General features: G+C 74.6%; 17 protein-coding genes and 1 tRNA gene. 5 read left to right on the forward strand and 13 right to left on the reverse strand.

Going from position 1 to position 18910, the window contains the following annotated elements:
* Positions 1 to 95: 95 nt before the first annotated feature.
* From FB00_RS14035 to FB00_RS14050, 4 genes are read left to right on the forward strand one after another with little or no spacing between them, the layout of a single operon-like run.
* A complete protein-coding gene (locus FB00_RS14035) occupies positions 96 to 1067 on the forward strand; it encodes an alpha/beta hydrolase (RefSeq protein ID WP_047233548.1) in 972 nt (323 codons plus the stop codon).
* A gap of 43 nt (positions 1068 to 1110) precedes the next feature.
* Complete coding sequence (locus tag FB00_RS14040; protein ID WP_197088815.1) at positions 1111 to 1785, forward strand: YczE/YyaS/YitT family protein; 675 nt, start codon at positions 1111 to 1113, stop codon at positions 1783 to 1785.
* A gap of 33 nt (positions 1786 to 1818) precedes the next feature.
* Positions 1819 to 3426, forward strand: coding sequence for an AlkA N-terminal domain-containing protein (locus tag FB00_RS14045; RefSeq protein ID WP_047233549.1), 1608 nt, complete (start codon positions 1819 to 1821; stop codon positions 3424 to 3426).
* Positions 3423 to 3995 carry a methylated-DNA--[protein]-cysteine S-methyltransferase gene (locus tag FB00_RS14050; RefSeq protein WP_047233572.1) on the forward strand — a complete coding sequence of 191 codons (573 nt, stop codon included), beginning with the start codon at positions 3423 to 3425 and terminating at the stop codon, positions 3993 to 3995. Before FB00_RS14045 ends, FB00_RS14050 begins: the two co-directional genes overlap by 4 nt.
* A gap of 27 nt (positions 3996 to 4022) precedes the next feature.
* On the opposite strand, the gene FB00_RS21230 is transcribed toward FB00_RS14050, so the two are convergent.
* The 11 genes from FB00_RS21230 to FB00_RS14105 form a co-directional block, all read right to left on the reverse strand.
* Entirely contained in the window at positions 4023 to 5057 is a 1035-nt protein-coding gene (locus tag FB00_RS21230; protein ID WP_052877687.1) for a CAP domain-containing protein, read from the reverse strand.
* Between the two features lie 138 nt (positions 5058 to 5195).
* Complete coding sequence (locus FB00_RS14060) at positions 5196 to 6188, reverse strand: cation diffusion facilitator family transporter (protein WP_082141323.1); 993 nt, start codon at positions 6186 to 6188, stop codon at positions 5196 to 5198.
* A gap of 101 nt (positions 6189 to 6289) precedes the next feature.
* Positions 6290 to 6814, reverse strand: coding sequence for a monovalent cation/H(+) antiporter subunit G (mnhG, locus tag FB00_RS14065; protein WP_082141324.1), 525 nt, complete (start codon positions 6812 to 6814; stop codon positions 6290 to 6292).
* Positions 6814 to 7221, reverse strand: a complete 408-nt coding sequence (locus tag FB00_RS14070; RefSeq protein ID WP_047233550.1) for a monovalent cation/H+ antiporter complex subunit F — start codon at positions 7219 to 7221, stop codon at positions 6814 to 6816. Before FB00_RS14070 ends, mnhG begins: the two co-directional genes overlap by 1 nt.
* On the reverse strand, positions 7218 to 7817 hold the full coding sequence (locus FB00_RS14075; protein WP_047233551.1) for a Na+/H+ antiporter subunit E: 600 nt from the start codon (positions 7815 to 7817) through the stop codon (positions 7218 to 7220). Before FB00_RS14075 ends, FB00_RS14070 begins: the two co-directional genes overlap by 4 nt.
* Positions 7814 to 9409, reverse strand: a complete 1596-nt coding sequence (locus FB00_RS14080; RefSeq protein ID WP_047233552.1) for a Na+/H+ antiporter subunit D — start codon at positions 9407 to 9409, stop codon at positions 7814 to 7816. Before FB00_RS14080 ends, FB00_RS14075 begins: the two co-directional genes overlap by 4 nt.
* On the reverse strand, positions 9406 to 9996 hold the full coding sequence (locus FB00_RS14085; protein ID WP_082141332.1) for a Na(+)/H(+) antiporter subunit C: 591 nt from the start codon (positions 9994 to 9996) through the stop codon (positions 9406 to 9408). The genes FB00_RS14080 and FB00_RS14085 overlap by 4 nt, the downstream gene beginning before the upstream one ends.
* An 11-nt stretch (positions 9997 to 10007) precedes the next feature.
* Positions 10008 to 13067, reverse strand: a complete 3060-nt coding sequence (locus FB00_RS14090) for a Na+/H+ antiporter subunit A (RefSeq protein WP_082141325.1) — start codon at positions 13065 to 13067, stop codon at positions 10008 to 10010.
* Between the two features lie 204 nt (positions 13068 to 13271).
* Complete coding sequence (locus FB00_RS14095; protein ID WP_047233553.1) at positions 13272 to 14345, reverse strand: hypothetical protein; 1074 nt, start codon at positions 14343 to 14345, stop codon at positions 13272 to 13274.
* A 65-nt stretch (positions 14346 to 14410) separates the two neighbouring features.
* Positions 14411 to 14986, reverse strand: coding sequence for a dCTP deaminase (gene dcd / locus FB00_RS14100; RefSeq protein WP_047233554.1), 576 nt, complete (start codon positions 14984 to 14986; stop codon positions 14411 to 14413).
* A 140-nt stretch (positions 14987 to 15126) separates the two neighbouring features.
* The gene (locus tag FB00_RS14105; RefSeq protein WP_052877688.1) at positions 15127 to 15726 is read right to left on the reverse strand and encodes a TM2 domain-containing protein; all 600 of its coding nucleotides are present in this window, start codon (positions 15724 to 15726) and stop codon (positions 15127 to 15129) included.
* A 153-nt stretch (positions 15727 to 15879) separates the two neighbouring features.
* Between FB00_RS14105 and FB00_RS14110 the strand changes: the two genes are divergently transcribed.
* Positions 15880 to 15950 (forward strand) — tRNA-Gly (locus tag FB00_RS14110).
* 45 nt (positions 15951 to 15995) lie between these two features.
* Here the strand turns inward: FB00_RS14110 and FB00_RS14115 are convergent.
* Entirely contained in the window at positions 15996 to 17426 is a 1431-nt protein-coding gene (locus tag FB00_RS14115) for an ATP-binding protein (RefSeq protein ID WP_047233556.1), read from the reverse strand.
* Between the two features lie 134 nt (positions 17427 to 17560).
* On the reverse strand, positions 17561 to 18856 hold the full coding sequence (locus FB00_RS14120) for an AGE family epimerase/isomerase (protein ID WP_047233557.1): 1296 nt from the start codon (positions 18854 to 18856) through the stop codon (positions 17561 to 17563).
* Positions 18857 to 18910: the final 54 nt, after the last annotated feature.

The following is an 18910-nucleotide window of genomic DNA, read 5'->3' on the forward strand; positions in this document are numbered from 1 at the left end:
GCCACGCTACCCCGCACCCGCGCGTTGTCGCCGGGCGATCACGCCGAGGCGCGAGAATCTGCTGACACGTGGTGGGGCGAGGACGGGAGACACGGATGGCCGGGACGCAGACGCCGGTGTGGCGCACGGACGTGCTGGGCGAGGACTGGGTGGCGCGCGACCTCGACCTGCCGGACGGCGCGGTCGCGACCCTGGTGCGGCGCGACGCCGCGGCGCCGTCGGGCGAGCGGCCCGCGGTGCTCTACGTGCACGGGTTCATCGACTACTTCTTCCAGACCCATGTCGCCGAGGCGGTCGAGGCGCGGGGCTACCGGTTCTACGCGCTCGACCTGCGGGGCTACGGGCGTTCGATCGGCCGCGGCTCGGGCGCGCCGTCGCGGCCCGACGACGACCCGAACTTCGTCACCGACCTCGCCGTCTACGCCCAGGACCTCGACGCGGCCGCGCGGGCGATCCGGGCCGAGGGGCACGAGCGGCTCGTCGTGCTCGGGCACTCGACGGGCGGCCTCGTCGCGAGCCTGTGGGCGGACGCGCGGCCTGGCCGGCTCGCGGCGCTCGTGCTCAACAGCCCGTGGTTCGACCTCAACAAGCCGTGGGTGTTCCGCGGGCCGGTGACGTGGGCGATCGACGTCGTCGGTCGGTTCGCGCCCCGGCTCGTCGTGGGCGCGCTGGACCCGCACTGGGCGGAGGCGCTGCACTCGAGCACGGGCGGCGAGTGGGACTTCGACCTCGCCTGGAAGCCGATCGAGGGCTTCCCCGCGCGGGCGGGGTTCGTCCGCGCCGTGCGGCGCGCGCACGCGCGCGTCGGGCGGGGCCTGCACGTCGACTGCCCGGTCCTGGTGCTGGCCTCCGCGCGCAGCGGCCCGGCGTCCGGCTGGCACGACGCGCTGCTCACGACCGACAGCGTGCTCGACGTCGGCCACATCACGTCCCGTGCGGAGCGGCTGGGCGACGACGTCACCGTCGTCACGGTCGAGGGCGGCGCGCACGACCTCGCCCTCTCCCCCGAGCCCGCCCGGTCGACCTACCTGCGGGAGGTCCTCGACTGGCTCGACGCCCGGGTCTGACGGCCCGGTCGCGGCCGCCCGACCGCTCCCCTAGCGTCGGCGTGTGACGAGCGTGCCGCGGTCCCGCCCCTCCCACGTCGTCCTGCGTGCCGTGTGGGCGCTCCTCGGGGTCGCCGTGCTCGGGCTCGGCTCCGCGGTGCTGCTGTCGGCGCACGTCGGCGTCGACCCGTTCACCGCCGCGAACATCGGCGCGAGCGCGTTGCTCGGCGTCGACCTCGGCGTCTACCAGCTCGCGATCAACGCCGTGCTCCTCGTCCCCGTCGTGGTGTGGGGACGCCGGTACATCGGGGTCGGCACGATCATCAACATGGTCATGACGGGGTTCTTCGTCCAGTGGTTCTCCGCGCTCCTCGCCCCGCTCGTCCCGGACCCGCCGAGCCGCCTCCTGCAGACCGCGCTCTTCGTCGTGGGGATCGTCCTGTTCACCGCGGGTGCGTCCGCGTACATGACGGCGGGCGTCGGGACGGCGCCGTACGACGCGATCGCCCCGATCGTCGTCGACCGCACGCACGCGCGCTACCGCGTCGTCCGGGTGGTCCAGGACCTCGGGTTCGTGGGGCTCGCGATCGCGCTGGGCGGCCCGGTGGGAGTCGGGACGGTCATGACGGCGTTCTTCGCCGGCCCGCTCATCGACTTCTTCACCGAGCGCGTGAACAAGCCCCTGCTGCGGCGCGCCCTGCCCGACGACGACCCCACCGTCGTGTCCGAATCCCGCTAGCCAAGGCGCCGCCCGGCGGGTGAGGATCGAGTCATGACGACGACCCTCGCGACTCCGCGCACGGTGGCGGACCCCGTGTTCGCGGAGCGCTACCGCGCCATCGCGTCGCGCGACCGGCGGTTCGACGGGCAGTTCATCACCGCCGTGAGCAGCACGGGCATCTACTGCCGGCCGTCGTGCCCCGCGCGCACGCCCAAGCCGGAGAACGTCACGTTCTACCTCACGTCCGCGGCCGCGCACGAGGCCGGCTACCGCGCGTGCAAGCGCTGCCTCCCCGAGGCCGTGCCCGGCACGCCGAGCTGGGACCTCGGGCACGACCTCTCCGCCCGCGCGATGCGCCTCGTCGCCGACGGCGTCGTGGACCGCGAGGGCGTCGACGGCCTCGCCGCTCACCTGGGGTACTCGGCCCGGCACGTGCACCGCGTGCTGGTCGCCGAGCTGGGCGCGGGCCCGGTCGCGCTCGCCCGCGCGCTGCGCGCCCAGACCGCGCGCGCCCTGCTCACGGGCACCGACCTCCGCCTCGCCGACGTCGCGTTCGCCGCGGGCTTCGGCAGCGTCCGGCAGTTCAACGACACGATCACCGAGGTCTTCGACACGACGCCGAGCGAGCTGCGCCGTCGGGCGCGGCCCGACCGTCCGGTCACTTCTCGCGGCGTGGGCGGGCGCGCCCTCGACGACCCGGGCGCGGTCGGGGACGACGGCGGCACCACCGCCGTGCTCGACCTCACGCTCCCCCTGCGCGAACCGTTCGACGCGCGCGGCGTGTTCGCGTTCCTCGCCGCGCGCGCGGTCGACGGCGTCGAGGTCGCCGACCTGACCGGTCCCGTCCTGTCGTACGCGCGCACGCTCGCGCTGCCGCACGGCCCGGGCGCGTTCCGCGCGACGTACGGCCCGCCGCCGGGGAGCGCCCGCGGCGCGGCGCGGTTCCACGTCGAGCTCGAGCTCACGTCCGTGGCCGACCTGCCCGCGGCGATCGCCCGGGTCCGCCGCCTGTTCGACCTCGACGCCGACCCCACGGCCGTGGACGCGGCCCTCGCGGCCGACCCGGCGCTCGCCGCGTCGGTGGGCACCGTCCCCGGAATCCGGGTCCCGGGCGCGGTGGACGCGACGGAGATCCTCGTCCGCGCGCTCGTGGGACAGCAGATCTCCGTCGCGGCCGCGCGCACGCACCTGTCGCGGCTCGCCGTCGCGCTCGGCACGCCGTTCGCGTCCCGGTTCGGGCCGACCCGTCTCTTCCCGACGCCGGCGCAGCTCGCCGACGGCGGTGCCGACCACGTGCGCGGGCCCGCGCGCCGCACGGCCGCGATCCTCGGCGTCGTCCGGGCCCTCGCCGACGGGTCGCTCGCGCTCTCCTCCGCCGACGACCCCGCCGCCCAGCGCGCAGCGCTGGAGGCGATGCCCGGTGTCGGCCCGTGGACGTCCGGGTACGTCGCGATGCGCGTCCTGCACGACCCCGACGTCCTGCTCGACGGCGACCTCGCCCTCCGCGCGGGCGCCGCGGCGCTCGGCCTGCCCGACGACCGGCGCACGCTCACCGCGCACGCGGAGCGCTGGGCGCCGTGGCGCTCGTACGCCGCGATGCACCTGTGGCGCGCCGCGGCCCCCCGACCCTCGTCCACCCCCACGAAGGAGACCCCGTGACCACCGCAGCCACCGCCCCCGCGGCGACCACCACCGGAACGGCCGTCACCACGACGATCACCACGCCCGACGGCCCGTTCACGGTCGTCGTCGACCCCGACGGCACGGTCCTCGCCTCCGGCTGGACGGCCGAGCCCGCGGCGCTCGTCGCGCTCGTCCACCCCGACCTGCGCCCCGCGGACGTGACGCCCGTGCCCGACGACGCGCCCGCCGTCGTCCCGGCCGTCGCCGCGGTCCGCGCCTACTACGCGGGGGACGTGCACGCGATCGACGCCGTCCCTGTGCGGCAGGTCTCCGGGCCCTACCGCGCGCACGCGTGGGACGTGCTGCGCACGGTCGAGCCGGGCGACCCCGTCACCTACACGCGGTACGCCGAGCTGTCGGGGCGGCCCGCCGCCGTCCGCGCCGCCGCGGGCGCGTGCGCGATGAACGCGGCCGCGCTGTTCGTCCCGTGCCACCGCGTGCTGCGCACGGACGGCAGCCTCGGCGGGTTCCGCTACGGCCTCGAGGTCAAGCGCAGCCTGCTCGACCGCGAGGCACGCGCGGCCGGGGAGCCCTCCCTCCTCTGAGCCGGCCGCGGCGGCCGTGCCGCGGGCTCAGCCCCAGCCGAAGAGCTGGGTCCACACCCGGTCCGCGTGCCCGACGCCGATCTCGCGCAGGTCGCAGTCGAGGATGTTCGCCCGGTGCCCGGGCGAGTCCATCCACGCGCGCACCACGTCCTCGGCCGTCGCCTGACCCTTCGCGATGTTCTCCGCGCCCGGGTTCGCGTAGCCCTGGGCCTTCGCGCGGTCCCACGGGGACCGGCCGTCGAGGCTCGTGTGGTCGAAGTAGCCCTGGGCGAGCATGTCCTCGCTGTGGAGCTGCGCCGCGGCCGTGAGGCGCTCGTCGACGACGAGCGGGCCGCAGCCCGCCGCAGCGCGCTCCGCGTTGGTCCGCTCGACGACGGCGACGCCCTCCGCCGAGATCGCCCCCGGCCCGGCCGGGACCGCCGCGGCGGACGCCGAGGCGGGGGCGGGCGCCACGCTCGGCGCCGGGTCGGCGGCCTCGTCCGACGGCGCCGTGTCGGACTCCGCGTCGCCCGGACCCGGCTGCGTCGGCTCCGGGGTCGCCGGAACCGGCTCGGCCCCGTCGTCGGCCCCGCCCTGCTCCGCCTGCCCGGCGCCGTCCGACAGGATGTCCGGCGCGCTGGGCGCGGTCGGCTCCGCCGAGGAGTCCGAGGAATGCTCCAGGTCGTCCGCCGAGCGGCCGTCGGCCAGCGTGCGCGACGAGCGGTCGTCGCGCGGGTCCCGGCCGTCGAGCCAGGACTCCGGGTCGGTCCCCTGCCACGGCAGCGCCGCGACCACCGGGCCGAGCGGGCCGACGTGCTCCGGCCGGAGCTCGCCGGTCGCCGTCGCGACCGTGACGCCCAGCGGCGGGCCGAGCAGCAGCGCCGCGGCGACCCCCGACGTCACGGCGACCCGGGGACCGGAGCGCAGGTGCCGCGCGAAGGGGCCGCCCCGCCGTCGTGCCGCCCCCGGCGCCGGGACCGCGGACGACGGGCGCGCGGGCCGCGACGTCTCGGGTGCCGGACGCGAGCGGGGTACCTCCGCGGGTGCTCCGGCCCGGTGCCGGGGCGTGCGCTGCGGGGCCATCGCTCGACCTTACCCACCCCGCCCGCGGATGTGTACCGCTTCGTCCGTTCTGCCCGCTGTCCCCCTGTTGCCGAACCCGGGGTTGTTCCCCGGTTCGGCGCCGAACCGGGGAACAACCCCGGGTTCGGCACCGTGGGGTCAGGCGATCGACGGCTCCTCGGGCGCCGAGACCGTGAACACCGCGCCGGCGATGAGCGGCACGGACGTCACGCGGCGTTCGAGGTCGTCGAGGCGGCGCGCGACCGACGTCTCCGACTCGTCGCCGCGCAGGTCCACGCTCGCCACGAGGTACAGCGCGCGCGGGCCCACGTACTCCAGGCGCAGGTAGGTCACGCGCTCGACCTCGGGCAGGTCCCGGATGCCCTCCAGGACGGCGGCGCGCGTCGCGGGCATCGCGGCCTCGCCCACGAGGAACCGGCGGTTGCGGTCGATGAGCACCACGGACACCACCGCGAGGACGACGCCGACGACGATCGACCCGATCGCGTCCGGGACGGGCGAACCCGTGACCTGGTGCGCGAGCACGCCCGCGAACGCGACGACGAGGCCGACCAGGGCGGCGGCGTCCTCGGCGAACACCGCCCGCAACGTCGGGTCCGACGTGACGAGCACGTGGTGCAGCGTGTCGCGGTCGGCCGCCCGCGCCTCGTCGCGGGCCTGGCGTCGGGCCCGGAGGAACGACACCCCCTCCAGGACGAACGCGAACGCCAGCACGGCGTAGGCGACGCCGTAGCTGTCCGCCGGCTCGGGGTGCACGAGCTCCTGGATGCCGTGCGTGATGGACACCCCCGCGCCCACGGCGAACAGCCCGATCGCCGCGAACATCGACCACACGTACGCCTCGCGGCCGAACCCGAGCGGGTGCTGGGCGTCGGCGGGGCGCCGCGAGCGCTTGTCCGCGACGAGCAGGAAGATCTCGTTGCCGGTGTCCGCCCACGAGTGCACCGCCTCGGCGAGCATGGACGCGGACCCGGTGATCGTCGCGGCGACGGTCTTCGCCCCGGCGATGAGCGCGTTGGCGAGGAACGCGACGATCACGGTGACGGTGCTCTCGCCGCCGTCCTCCGGCCGGGCGACCCGGGGGTTGCGCGACTCCGGCTGCGGCGGGGCGGGCGTGGGGGCGTCGGCCATGCTGCCGGTCTACCAGCCGTGCTCACGGCCCGCGCGCGGAGCGCAGCCCTCCGGCCCCGGGAGCGCTCGCCGCCGCCGGCGCGGGACCTGCCGGCGGCGCGTCAGCGCTCGGAGGTCTCGCCTCCGGCGGGACCGACGTCGCCGGCGGCCGTGTCGGCGGTGTCGGCCAGGTCCACGTCGCCCGCAGCCGCGGGCTCGGCGCCCTCGCGCGACACCGGGCGGTCGGCACTCCCGGCGCTCTCGTGCTCACCGACGTCCTCGCGCTCGGCCGCGTCCTGGTCGCGCGTGAGCTCGTCGACGACGAGCAGGTCGGTGCGTACCTTGCCGGTCCGGTACCCGGCGCGGCCGACCATGTGCGCCGCGACGGGCGACGTGAGGAGCTGGAAGATCACGACGAGGAAGAGCGTCGCGACGGCGCCCCACGAGCGCAGCCGGAGGCTGAGCCCCGCGAGCACGAGGATCAGCCCGAGGACCTGCGGCTTCGTGGCCGCGTGCATGCGTGCGAGGAGGTCGGGAAAACGCACGACACCGACGCCCGCGGCGAACGCGAGGAAGGCACCACAGAGCAGGAAGACGGCCGAGACGACGTCGGCCACGGTGTCCCAGAACGCGGTCGTCGGGTCCATCACCGCACCTCCCCTTCGGGCGCCCCGCCGTGGTGCTCGGGATCGACGGCTGATTCCCGGTCGGCCTCCTCGGCCTCCCGGCGGGCGGCGTCCTCCGCCGCGATCTCGTCGGCCGTGCGGATGCGACCCTCGTCCTCGGGCTCGACCGACGCGAACCGCGCGATCGTCACGGAGCCCACGAACCCGACGAGCGACAGGACGACGAGGATCGGGATGGTGTCCGTGCGCCGCGAGAACGCGGCCTCGAGCGCGATCGCCCCGACGAGCGTGGTCGTGAAGACGTCGAGCGCGATGGTGCGGTCGAGCATCGACGGCCCACGCTCGGCGCGGACGATCGCGAGGCTCGCGCCGACCGCGAGCAGCGCGGCGCTCGCGATCACGACGACGAGGTAGACGGTGTCGCTCATGCCTCGGCCACCTCTCGCGTCGCCGGGTCGCGGTACAGGCCCGCGGCGCGCAGCTCGTCGTTGGACGCGAGCGCGTGGAGCACGCGCGCCTCCAGCGCGAGCGTGTCCGCGCGGACCTTCTCCACGCCACCGGCCGCCTCGACGTCGAGCACGTGCAGGTAGAGCATCCCGGTGAGGCGGTGCGCCTCGACGACGATCGACCCGGGCACGAGCGAGGAGAGCTCGGCCGTGATCGTCAGGTAGATGTCCGACGGGTTGCGCAGCCGCACGCCGACGACGGCCCCGCGCGGCGTGTGCCGCGGCGTGAGCGCGAGGAGGCTGACCTGGAACGACGCGACGACGAGGTCGGAGACGAAGCGCGCGACGAGCACGGTGAAGGGCCACGGCCGGAGCTTGCCGCGCGCCGCGATCGACGGCAGCGGGAAGAACGTGATGACGGCGAAGCCGAGGATGACGCCCGCGAGGACGTTGCCCCACGACAGGTCGCCCCACAGCATGACCCAGACGATCGTCAGCCACAGGATCGTGCGCCACTGCGTGGTGACGCGCGCGAACCAGCCGGAGGCGAGCGCGCGACGGCGGCGGTGCAGGCTCATCCGTCCCCACCCCCGGTCGTCGTGGCGGGCTCCGTGTCCGTCTCGCCGGTCGCGACCTCGTTCGACTCGCCCTGCCCGCGGTCGGAGTCGCCCGGGAACACGGCGTCGACGTACGTGTGGCCGTCGAGCAGCGTCGCGGCGGCGCGCTCGGTGTACGAGTAGAGCGGTCCCGCGACCACGGTGAGCGCGAGGCCGAAGGCGACGAGCGCCGTCGCGGGCCCGACCATGCCGCGCGGGAGGCGTGCGTCCGCGGGGATCTCGACGGGCGCCGTCTGCCAGAACGCCTTGTTCCACGCCTTGACGATCGCGTAGAGCGTGAGCAGCGACGTGACGACCGACCCGACGACGAGCGCCCACGCGAGCGGCGTGCCCTGCGCCACGCCCTCCTCCAGCAGGCCGACCTTGCCGAGGAAGCCCGACAGCGGCGGGATCCCGGCGAGGTTCATCGCGGGGATGAAGAACAGGATGGCCAGACCGGGCGCGAGCTTGGCGAGGCCGCCGAGCCGGTCGAGCGACGTCGACCCGCCGCGGCGTTCCACGAGGCCGACGACCAGGAACAGGGTCGTCTGGACGGTGATGTGGTGCACGACGTAGAAGATCGCGGCGGCCATGCCCGGCTCGGACGCGAGCGCGATGCCGAAGATCATGTAGCCGATGTGGCTCACGAGCGTGAACGACAGGAGTCGCTTGATGTCGTTCTGCGCGACGGCGCCGAGGATCCCGACGACCATCGTGAGCAGCGCGAGCCACATGAGCACGTCGTCGACCACGCTGTCCTCGGGAAACAGCAACGTCTGCGTGCGGATGATGGCGTAGACGCCCACCTTGGTGAGCAGGCCGGCGAACACCGCCGTGACGGGCGCGGGCGCCGTCGGGTAGGAGTCGGGCAGCCACGCGGACAGCGGGAAGATGGCCGCCTTGATGCCGAACGCGAGCAGCAGCAGGAGCTGGATGGCGAGCGCCATGCCCGGGTCGATCTCGGCGTAGCGCTCGGACAGCTGCGCGAGGTTCACCGTGCCCGTCGCCGCGTACGTCAGGGCGATCGCGACGAGGAACACGATGGACGACAGCAGGGCCACGACGACGTAGATCGACCCCGCGCGGATGCGCTCGCCCGTGCCGCCGAGCGTGAGGAGCACGTAGCTCGCGGCGAGGAAGATCTCGAACCCGACGTAGAGGTTGAACAGGTCGCCCGAGAGGAACGCGTTGAACACGCCCGCCGCGAGGACCATGAACGTCGGGTGGTAGATGGCGACCGGGGCCTCCTCGTCGCCGTCCGCCACGCCCTGCGCGAGCGAGTAGAGCAGGACGCACAGCATGACGAAGCTCGAGACCACGAGCATGAGCGAGGACAGCCGGTCCGCGACGAGGTCGATCCCGACCGGGGCCGCCCAGCCCCCGACGTCGACGACGATCGGCCCGGAGTCGGCCGCGACCAGCAGCCCCACCGACGCCGCGAGGACGAGCGCGAGCGCCGCGACCGTGATGAGGCGCTGCGCGCGCGGGTGGCGCCACAGCGCGAGCGCGAGGCCCGCCGCGACGAGCGGGAGGACGACGGGCAGCGGGACGAGCGCCGCGGCGGTGAGGCTCATCGCGGCTCCTTCCCGTCGTCGCTGCGGTCGTCAGGTCGTGGGTCGTCCGGGCGGTCGCGCCGGGCGTCGTCGCGGCCCGCGGCGTGCGGTGCCGGGGACGACGGCGGTTCCTGCCCGTCGGTGATCCCGTCGCCGTCGCCGTCGGTCTCGTCGCGGACCTCGGCGGCCTCGTCGTCCAGGCTCGCGCCGCTCTCCTCCGTGTCCGCGTCCTCGAACGCGGGGGCGTTGCGCGCGGCGTGCCGCGCGACGCGACGGTCCTCGAGGTCGTCCTGCACCTCGTCGTGGCCGTGGAGCTGCCACGACCGGTACGCCATCGCGAGCACGAACGCCGTGATGCCGAGCGTGATGACGATCGCGGTGAGCACCATCGCCTGGACGAGCGGGTCGCTCATCTCGTCCTCGGGCGTCGTGCCGATGAGGGGCGCTCCCCCGGCGCGCCCGCCCGCGACGAGGAACAGCAGGTTCGCGCCGTTGCCCATGAGGATGAAGCCGAGCAGGACGCGCGTCAGGCTGCGCTCCAGCAGCAGGTAGACGCCCGCCGCGAAGAGCACGCCGATCGCGAGCACGAGGACGACGCTCGGGGTCATGTCGATGACGTTCACCGCCGACCACCCCCGATCGAGTCGGGCTCCATGGCCTCGAACGGCCCGGTGTCCTCGCCCGGCTCGCGCCCGGCGGCGGCGCGCTCGGCGTGGCGGTCGATCTCCGCTCCCAGGGTGCGCAGGATGTCGAGGACGAGGCCCACGACGACGAGGAACACACCGACGTCGAAGAACAGCGACGTGACGAGGTGGATCTCGCCGACGAGCGGCAGCGCGATGTCGTACGCGTCGCTGCCGAGCACGTTGCCGGTGAGCAGGAACGCGACGAGGCCCACGCCCGCGGACAGGAACAGCCCCGTGCCGAGCAGCAGACCGGGGTGCACCGGCGCAGCCTCCCCGAGCTCGTACCGCCCGCCCGCGAGGTAGCGCACGATGAGCGCGATGCCGACCACGAGCCCGGCCGCGAAACCACCGCCCGGCGCGTTGTGGCCGGAGAACAGCAGGAAGAGCGCGAAGACGATCATGGCGTGGAACAGCACGCGCGTGACGACCTCGAAGATCACCGAGCGTCTCTGGGGCGCGAGCGTGCGGCCCGCGCTGAGCCACACGAGCATGCGCGGCTGGTCCTTCTCGGTGACCCCGCGCCGGCGCAGCGCGGCGCCCGGGTCCGCGCCGCCCTCGCTCCACACGCCCGAGCCGGACGACGTCGTGGCGGGCTTCGCTCCCGACGCCCGCAGGATCTCGCCGCTGCGGGTGCGCAGGAACACCAGCGACGCGACGCCGGTCGCCGCCGCCAGCAGGACGGAGATCTCGCCCATCGTGTCCCAGGCACGGATGTCGACGAGCGTCACGTTGACGATGTTCTTGCCGTGCCCGTACTCGTACGCCTCGGCCGGGAAGTCGACGGAGATCGGCGTCGCGACCCGGGCGAGCGGCGCCACCACGGCGAAGCCCATCATGACGACGGCGACGGCCAGGCCGATGCCCAGGCGCACCCACCGGCTCGCGGCGAGCGGCCGGTTGGAGAAGTACGCGGGCAGGCGGCGCAGCACGAGCACCATGACGACGAGCGTGATCGTCTCGACGAGGACCTGCGTGAGCGCGAGGTCGGGCGCGCCGTGCAGGAGGAAGAGGACGGCGTTGCCGTAGCCGGCGATGCCGACGAGGATCACGGCCTTGAGCCGGCGGCGCGAGCGGGCGGCGAGCACCGAGGCGATGCAGATCGCGGCGACCGCGACGAGCTGCGCAGGACGGTCCCACGCCTTGAGCTGCTCGGGCCACGCCGTCTGCGCGACCATGACGACCCCCGGCCCCAGGACGAGGACCACGAGGATCGCGCCGAGGTAGAACGGCAGCGAGCCACGCTGGGTGACGGCGGTGACGTCCGCCGCGAGGTCGTCGAGCTTGCGCATGACCTTGCGGTAGGTGACGTCGGCCTCGGGGCCGGTCCACAGCGACGCCTGGAACCGCTCGACGCGCGCCCGCTGCCAGAACAGCACGACGCCGACCGCGAGGACGAGGACGGTGAGCGCGAGCGCCGGGGTGAAGCCCGCCCACAGGACGAGGTGCCCGGGCTCGCCCACGGGGTACGTGTCGGCGTACGGCGCGAGGAGATCCTCGCCGAAGTGCGGCACGAGCGCGGTCGCGAGGCCGAGGACCGCGAGCACGACGGCCGGGCTCACGAGCAGGAACGGCTGGCGATGGATGCGCGCGGGGTCGATCGGCGGCTCCTCCGCCGCGACGGCGGGGCCGCGCGCGGCGCCCGGACGCAGGCCCACGTGCTCGTTCGCGCGGGACGGGGACGTGCCGAGGTGCGGCTTGGACGCGAACGCGCCCCACCAGAACCGGATCCCGTACGCGACGGTGAACATCGACCCGACGACGACCGCCCAGAGCACCACCGTGTCGACCCAGACGGGCCCCTCGCCGTGCAGCAGCGACTCGAGCGCCGCCTCCTTCGCGACGTACCCCGCGAACGGCGGCAGCCCGATCATCGACGCCGTCGCGAGCCCGCCCGCGACCGCCGTCCACGGCAGGGCCTTGCCCACCCCGGTGAGGCGACGCAGGTCGCGCGTCCCGGTCGCGGCGTCGACCACGCCCACGACGAGGAACAGCGACGCCTTGAACATCGCGTGCGCGCCGATCATCGCCAGCCCGGCGAGCGCCGCGCCGCGCGTGCCGAGGCCGACGAGCAGGATGATGAGGCCGAGCTGGCTCACCGTGCCGAACGCGAGCACGAGCTTGAGGTCGTACTGGCGCAGCGCGCGGTAGCCGCCGACGAGCAGCGTGCCCGCGCCGAGCGCGATGACCATCGACCGCCACACGGTCGTGTCGGAGTACGCGGGCGCGAACCGCGCGACGAGGTAGACGCCGGCCTTGACCATCGCGGCCGCGTGCAGGTAGGCGCTGACCGGGGTCGGCGCGGCCATCGCCGCGGGCAGCCAGAAGTGCAGCGGGATGAGCGCGGACTTGCTCGCCGCGCCCACCAGGAGGCACACGATCGCGGCCGTCACCGCTCCGCCCGTCGGCGGGTCGGCGATGATCTCCGACATCCGGAAGGTCCCGCCCTGGACACCGAGGATCACGACGCCCACGAGCATCGCCAAGCCGCCCGCCGTCGTCACGACGATCGCCTGCATCGCGGCACGGCGGCTCGCCTTGCGGTCGGCGTAGTGCCCGATGAGCAGGTAGGAGAAGACGGTCGTCAGCTCCCAGAAGACGAACAGGAGCAGCATGTCGTCCGCGGTGACGAGCCCGACCATGGCCCCGGCGAACGCCGTGAGCACGCCGCCGAACCGCCGCAGGCCCTGCGCGGTGGGCGAGAAGTAGGCCGAGCAGTAGACGAGGACGAGCGCACCGACGCCGCCGACGAGCAGCAGCATGAGCCACGACAGCGTGTCCATGCGGAACGCCAGCTCGAGCCCGAGGCCGGGGACCCACTCGACGACCTGCGTCGGGTGCTGCCCCGACATCACGCGGTCGGTCCAGGCGAGCGCGTAGACCGCGGCCGACGCCGGCGCGAGCGCCATGACGAGGAACGCCCGGCGACCGAGGAGCGAGACGAGTGCGGGCGCGCCCAGTGCCATCACGAGATGGGCAACGAGCACGTAGAGCACGGGCCGCTCCGTCCGGGTCGGGGGCGGGGTGGGCAGGCAGAGCCGGGGGTCTTGCTGGACTTGTCATCGTCGCACCCGCGGAGGGGAGTCGCAGGGCACGACAGTTCACGGCGACGGCGATGCCGTGCCACGAACCATTTTACCGACTCGTCAGCCCTGCACGGGCCCCGCAGCCCGGACCGTGACCGATTCCTCAGTCTCCCGTCAGAGATCCTCGGGGTCCACGAGGAACTCCGCCTCGTCCGCGATCTCGCCCCCGACGGCGTCGTGCAGCGTCCGCGTGACCTGCGCGACGACCTCCGCGGCCCGCTTGCGCGCGACCTGGTGGTCGAGCGACGGCTGCTCCCGCTGGGACTCGACCAGGTCCCGCGGCTCCCACCGCACGCGGTAGCTCACGGCGCCGTCCACCGTCCACGGCAGGCCGCGCAGCAGCAGCGGCAGGGCCTCCTCGCCGCCCACCTCGACGGCGACGAGCCCGTCCATGCCGAGATCGACGATCAGTCCGTACCCGTCGAGGACGGCGCCCGTCGTCAGCGCCTTGATGTCGACGTCGTCCGCGGCCGCGTGGATCGCGCGGCGCAGCGCGGGGTCCATCTTCTCGCCCGGGTACAGGGGCAGGTCGGCGATGCCCTTCGGGGGGCCCTCGTACGACTTCCCCTCGGTCGCGAGCCGCGTGCGGGGGTTGAGCCGCGCGACGAGGGCGAGGGCGGCGTTCGGGTCCAGCCAGACGTCCGAGTACAGCGCCATGTCGACCGCGACGCCCGGGTCGGGCGTGAGGACGACGCCCGGGGCCGCCGGGTTCCCGACGTCCGTCCGCACCGAGCCACCGAGCCGGCGCGCCGCCGCGACGAGGAACGCCACGACCCGCTCCTCCTCGCGCACCGGCAGCCCGCCGGGGAACGCGCGGCCGATCCCGTCGCGGTCCCCGCCACCCGGGTAGGGGACGTCGCCACGCTCGCGCGGGCACACGACGTCGAACACGAGCGTCGTGCCCGGCGGCAGGCCGGAGCCCGGCCCCGCGTACGGGCCGGTGATCGTCGTGTGCCGCGACGTGCGCAGCACGCCCGGCGCCCCCGGTGCCGCCGTGCGGGCGGGCGGCACGAGCGGCTCGGTACCCTCCGGCGCGACGTCCCAGCGCGCGCCCGCGAACCGCGACAGCGCGAGCGTCTCGACCTCGTCGACGACGACGTCGGCCGGGAGCCCGAGCAGGTGCCGCGCCTGGTACGACTGCGCGGCGCCGGGCCCGTCAGGGTGCGGCAGCGGCGGGAGCGGGCTCATGCGGTGCGGTCCTCCGGTCCTCGGGTCCTGCAGGGTCGAACGACGTCCGACGCGGCGTGCCGCGCTCAGACGTCGGTGCGGTGGAAGCTCTGCCACGAGCGGGAGGCCGTCGGGCCGCGCTGGCCCTGGTAGCGGGAGCCGTAGACGCTCGACCCGTACGGGTTCTCGGCGGGCGACGACAGGCGGAAGAAGCAGAGCTGCCCGATCTTCATGCCCGGCCAGAGCGTGATCGGCAGCGTCGCGACGTTGCTCAGCTCGAGCGTCACGTGCCCGGAGAACCCGGGGTCGATGAACCCGGCCGTGGAGTGCGTGAGCAGGCCCAGCCGACCGAGGCTCGACTTGCCCTCGAGGCGCGCCGCGACGTCGTCGGGCAGCGTCACCGCCTCGAACGTCGACCCGAGCACGAACTCCCCCGGGTGCAGCACGAACGGCTCCGCCGGGTCGACCTCGACCAGGCGCGTGAGGTCCGGCTGGTCCTGCGACGGGTCGATGAACGGGTACTTGTGGTTGTCGAACAACCGGAAGAACCGGTCGAGGCGCACGTCGATGCTCGACGGCTGGAGCATCGACGGGTCGTACGGCTCGAGCTGGACGCGCCCGGCGTCGAGCTCGGCCCGGATGTCGCGGTCGGAGAGCAGCACGGGCCCACGCTAGCCGACGACGGCGCGTGCCCGGACCGGGCGCCGAACACTGGATCCGCCGTCACCGCACGCCGCCGAACCCGGGGACACGGGTGGGTTCGCCAGGCGAGCCCACCCGTGTCCCCGGGTTCGGCGAGACGTCAGGCGCGCAGCGGGCGTCCGGTCGAGTCGACCGAGTAGTAACCCGTCTTCGAGGTCAGGTAGAGGATGCCCTCGACGAGGCCCCAGATCGCGATGACCGGTGCGGCGAAGCCGAACGACAGCACCGACACGAGCAGCATCGTCAGGCCGATGCCCGTGTAGCCCAGGTAGAACCGGTGGATACCGAGGCTCCCGACGAGGATGCCGAGCAGGCCCGCCGCGAGCCGGGACTTGGCCTGGGGGTCGTACGCGGGGTCGAAGCCCGGCTGCCCGTACGGGCCGGGCTGCGCGTACCCCGGCTGCTGGCCGTAGCCCTGCTGCGGGTAGCCCTGCGGGTAGCCCTGCTGCTGGTCGGCGCCGTACGGCTGCCCCTGCGGCTGGCCGTACCCCGCCGGCGCGCCGGGCGTCCCGTACGGCTGCTGGCCGGAGGCGTCCCCGTAACCCTGCTGCGGCTGACCGTACGCGTCGCCGTAGCCGGGCTGCTGGTCGTAGCCCGGCGTCGTGCCCGACGGCGTCGTCCCGCCCCCGTAGACCGGGTCGCCCGGGGCCGGGGTCCCCTGCGCGGGGTCGGGCTGCTGCTGGTACGGGTTCTCGGACAAGGCTGCTCCTCGGCGTGCGCCGCACACGGGCGCGGATCGGGTCGTCGTGCGGTCGGGTTCTGGCATCACCGGCGACGTCCGCTATGATCGGGGCGCGCGCTGGTTCGCCGAGGATCCTCCCAGAGGGCCCGGGGCGGACGCCACCAGCGCCGCGCGGGTGTAGTTCAATGGTAGAACTTCAGCTTCCCAAGCTGATAGCGCGGGTTCGATTCCCGTCACCCGCTCAGCGCTCGAGAGCCCCGCACCGGTCCGGTGCGGGGCTCTCGTCGTCATGGCCAGGCGGCGAGCAGGTCGTCGGCCGTCCACACCCGGGACAGGCGCGGGTCGTCGTCGGCACCGGCCGGGCAGACCGCGACGAGCGGGGTCGCGGCACCGACGCCCGGCACGTGGACGGCGTCGGCGGCGAGCGCGTCGACGTCCCGCGAGGTGAACGGCGTGCGGGCGTGCCACTTGATGCTCCCGACGAACGCGATGGTGCGCGCGGGGCGCACGTCCGCAGCGACGAGGTCGATCTCGGGCGTGTTGTTCCGCGGCCACCACCCTCCGACGTCGCGGGCACCGGGCCAGGTCTCGTCCGGGAGCAGGCGTGCGAGAGCCTCTCGCACCACGGGTTCGATCGCGCGACCGCGCCAGGACGAGAACGTCGTCTCGAACCGGGCGGCAGCCAGGTCGGGTCGACCGCGGTCGATGTCCGGGAGCGCGGGCTCGACCATCGCGAGCCAGAACCGCAGCGCCGGGTCGGAGACCCGCCAGCGCCGGTCCTTCGTCGCCGATCGGGTGGAGAGCGGCTCGTCGGCGGCGATCACGCGTTTCTCGGTCAGCAGCCCGAGCGAACGGTCGAGCGTCGTCGGGGAGATCGAGCCGTCGAGAGCCTGGAGGATCCGTGAGTGGGTCCGTTCGCCCTTGCCGCCGATCGCCGTCAGCACCAGCCGGGCGTGCGACGTGGAGGGCAGCTCGCCGTCGAGGACCCTCGTCCCGGAGACGACGAGCGCACTCGTCGCCCGCTCGTACGCGCGCCGCACGAAGGTCACGGGCGGCTCCTCCGGCTGCCACTCCTGCGCGACGAGCGGCTGCCCGCCCGTGACGAGGAACGCGTCGAAGGCGTCGGACCCCGTCAGCCCCGTCATCCGGGCGACGTCCCGAGGAGACAGAGCACGCAGCAGCATCTCGGTCGCGCGCCCGTGGAACGGCTCGTCCGGACGCCCGAGCGCCTCCATCATCGCGAGGTCGCTCCCGAGGAGGAGCAGCAGCACGGGCCGTCGCGAGAGCTCCCGGTCCCAGACGCGCTGCAGCTCCCCCGCACCACCCTGGATCCCCTCGAGGAGCCAGGGCAGCTCGTCCACGACGACGATCGCCGGAGACTCCGCGGGCAGAGCGGCGGCCAGCAGCCGGAGGGCGGCGGTCAAGGAGTCGGGCTTGTTCCCCTCGGCGACCACCGCGCCGGGCAGGTCGGACTGCGCGACGGCCTCGGCGAACGCCGCGAGCTCGTCGCCGGGGGGAGCGTGCCGCGCCGCCTGGAAGTAGACCGACGGCACGGCCTCTCGCTCGATGAGCTCGGTCACCAACCGCGACTTGCCGACGCGGCGGCGGCCTCGCAGCAGCACGGCGACGCCGGCGTCCGCCCTCCCGCCCGTGCGGACGACGTCCAGCTGCTGCGCGAGCTCGCGCAGCTCGGTCGCGCGTCCGACGAATCCCGCCATGAGACCCCCTTGAATCGAACCCCCACCAAGAATAGTAAACCTTCTGGGGGTGTCAGGCGCCGAGCCCGGGGTTGCTCCTCACGGCGACGGTGACGTGGGGAACGACCCCGGGCTCGGCGGTAAGGGGGTGGGCGTCAGCCCAGGATGCTGCCCGCGGCCTTGGCCGATGCGGCGAGCGAGCCCGTCAGGGGCAGGTCCGGGAGGATCACGGCCTGGGCCGCGTGGTAGACGTCGGGCTTGCCGACCCAGGTGACGCCGTCGGGCCGGTTGGCCGTGTCGAGCTCGTGGTGCCACGAGCCGCGCTCGGGGTCGACGAGGTACCGGTCGATCCACGCCCACCAGCCCGCGGCGGCCTCGGCGAAGCGGGAATCCCCCGTCACCCGGCCGAGCACGTCGGCCGCGGCCACCGCCTCGGCCGCGACCCAGTGGTAGCGGCGCGGCTCGACGGGCACCCCCGACCAGTCGACGGTGTACACGAACCCGCCGCCGTGCTCGCCGTCCCAGCCGTCGGCGACGGCGCGGTCGAACAGCGCGACCGCGGCCTCGGTGCGCGCGCCGGGCGTGCCGGACGCGACGTCGACCTGGAGGAGGAGGCGCGCCCACTCGAGCCCGTGCCCCGGCGTCGAGCCGTACGGCTTGAACGGGTCGCGCGGCCGGTCCGCGTTGTAGTCGGGCAGCGGGTTCCAGTCCGCGTCGAAGTGCTCGGGGATGCGCCACTCGTTCTCGCGCGCCCAGCCGATCACGCGGTCCGCGATCGACGCGGCGCGGCTGAGCCACTCGGCGTCGCCCGTCGCGTCGTGGGCCGCGAGCAGCGCCTCGACCGCGTGCATGTTGGCGTTGACCCCGCGGTACTCGTCGAGCGTCGTCCAGTCGCGCGACCACTCGTCCGCGTGCATCCGGGGTCCCGGCTCCCAGAAGCGCTCGTCGAGGACGGCGAGCGCCGCGTCGAGCAGCTCGCGCGCGCCCTCACGGCCCGCGATCGTGCCCGACGCCGCGGCGAGCACGACGAAGGCGTGCGCGTACGCGCTCTTCGTCCCGTCGACCGGGACGCCCTCGCCCACCTCGAGATCGCCCGGGCGCCGCGCCGGGCCCCGCGAGGACACCCAGCCTCCGTTCTCGGCGTCCACGAGCACCGCGCGCAGGCCGTGCAGCGCGGCGTCGGCCCGCTCCCCCGCCCCCGGGACCCCGAGCAGCGACGCGAACGCGTACACGTGCGCCATGCGCGACGTGATCCACGTGTGCACCGGCTGGGACGGGTCGGGGCGGCCGTCGTCGTCGAGCCACTGCGCGGCCCCGTCCGCGCGCAGCGACGCCTGGCCGAAGCGGAGCAGGTCGGCCAGCTGGTCGCGGCGCCAGCGCGCGCTGCCCGCCGTGAGGTCGCCCCGAGGGTCGGGGGCGGGCGTGCGCTGCTCGGACGGGTGCTCGGTCATGTCTCGGTCCTTCTCGTGCTGGGAACGTGGTGCCGCACCGGGCGCGGTGCCGGT

Source organism: Cellulosimicrobium funkei, assembly GCF_001019615.1.
In the GTDB taxonomy this organism is placed as follows: Bacteria; Actinomycetota; Actinomycetes; order Actinomycetales; family Cellulomonadaceae; genus Cellulosimicrobium; species Cellulosimicrobium cellulans_E.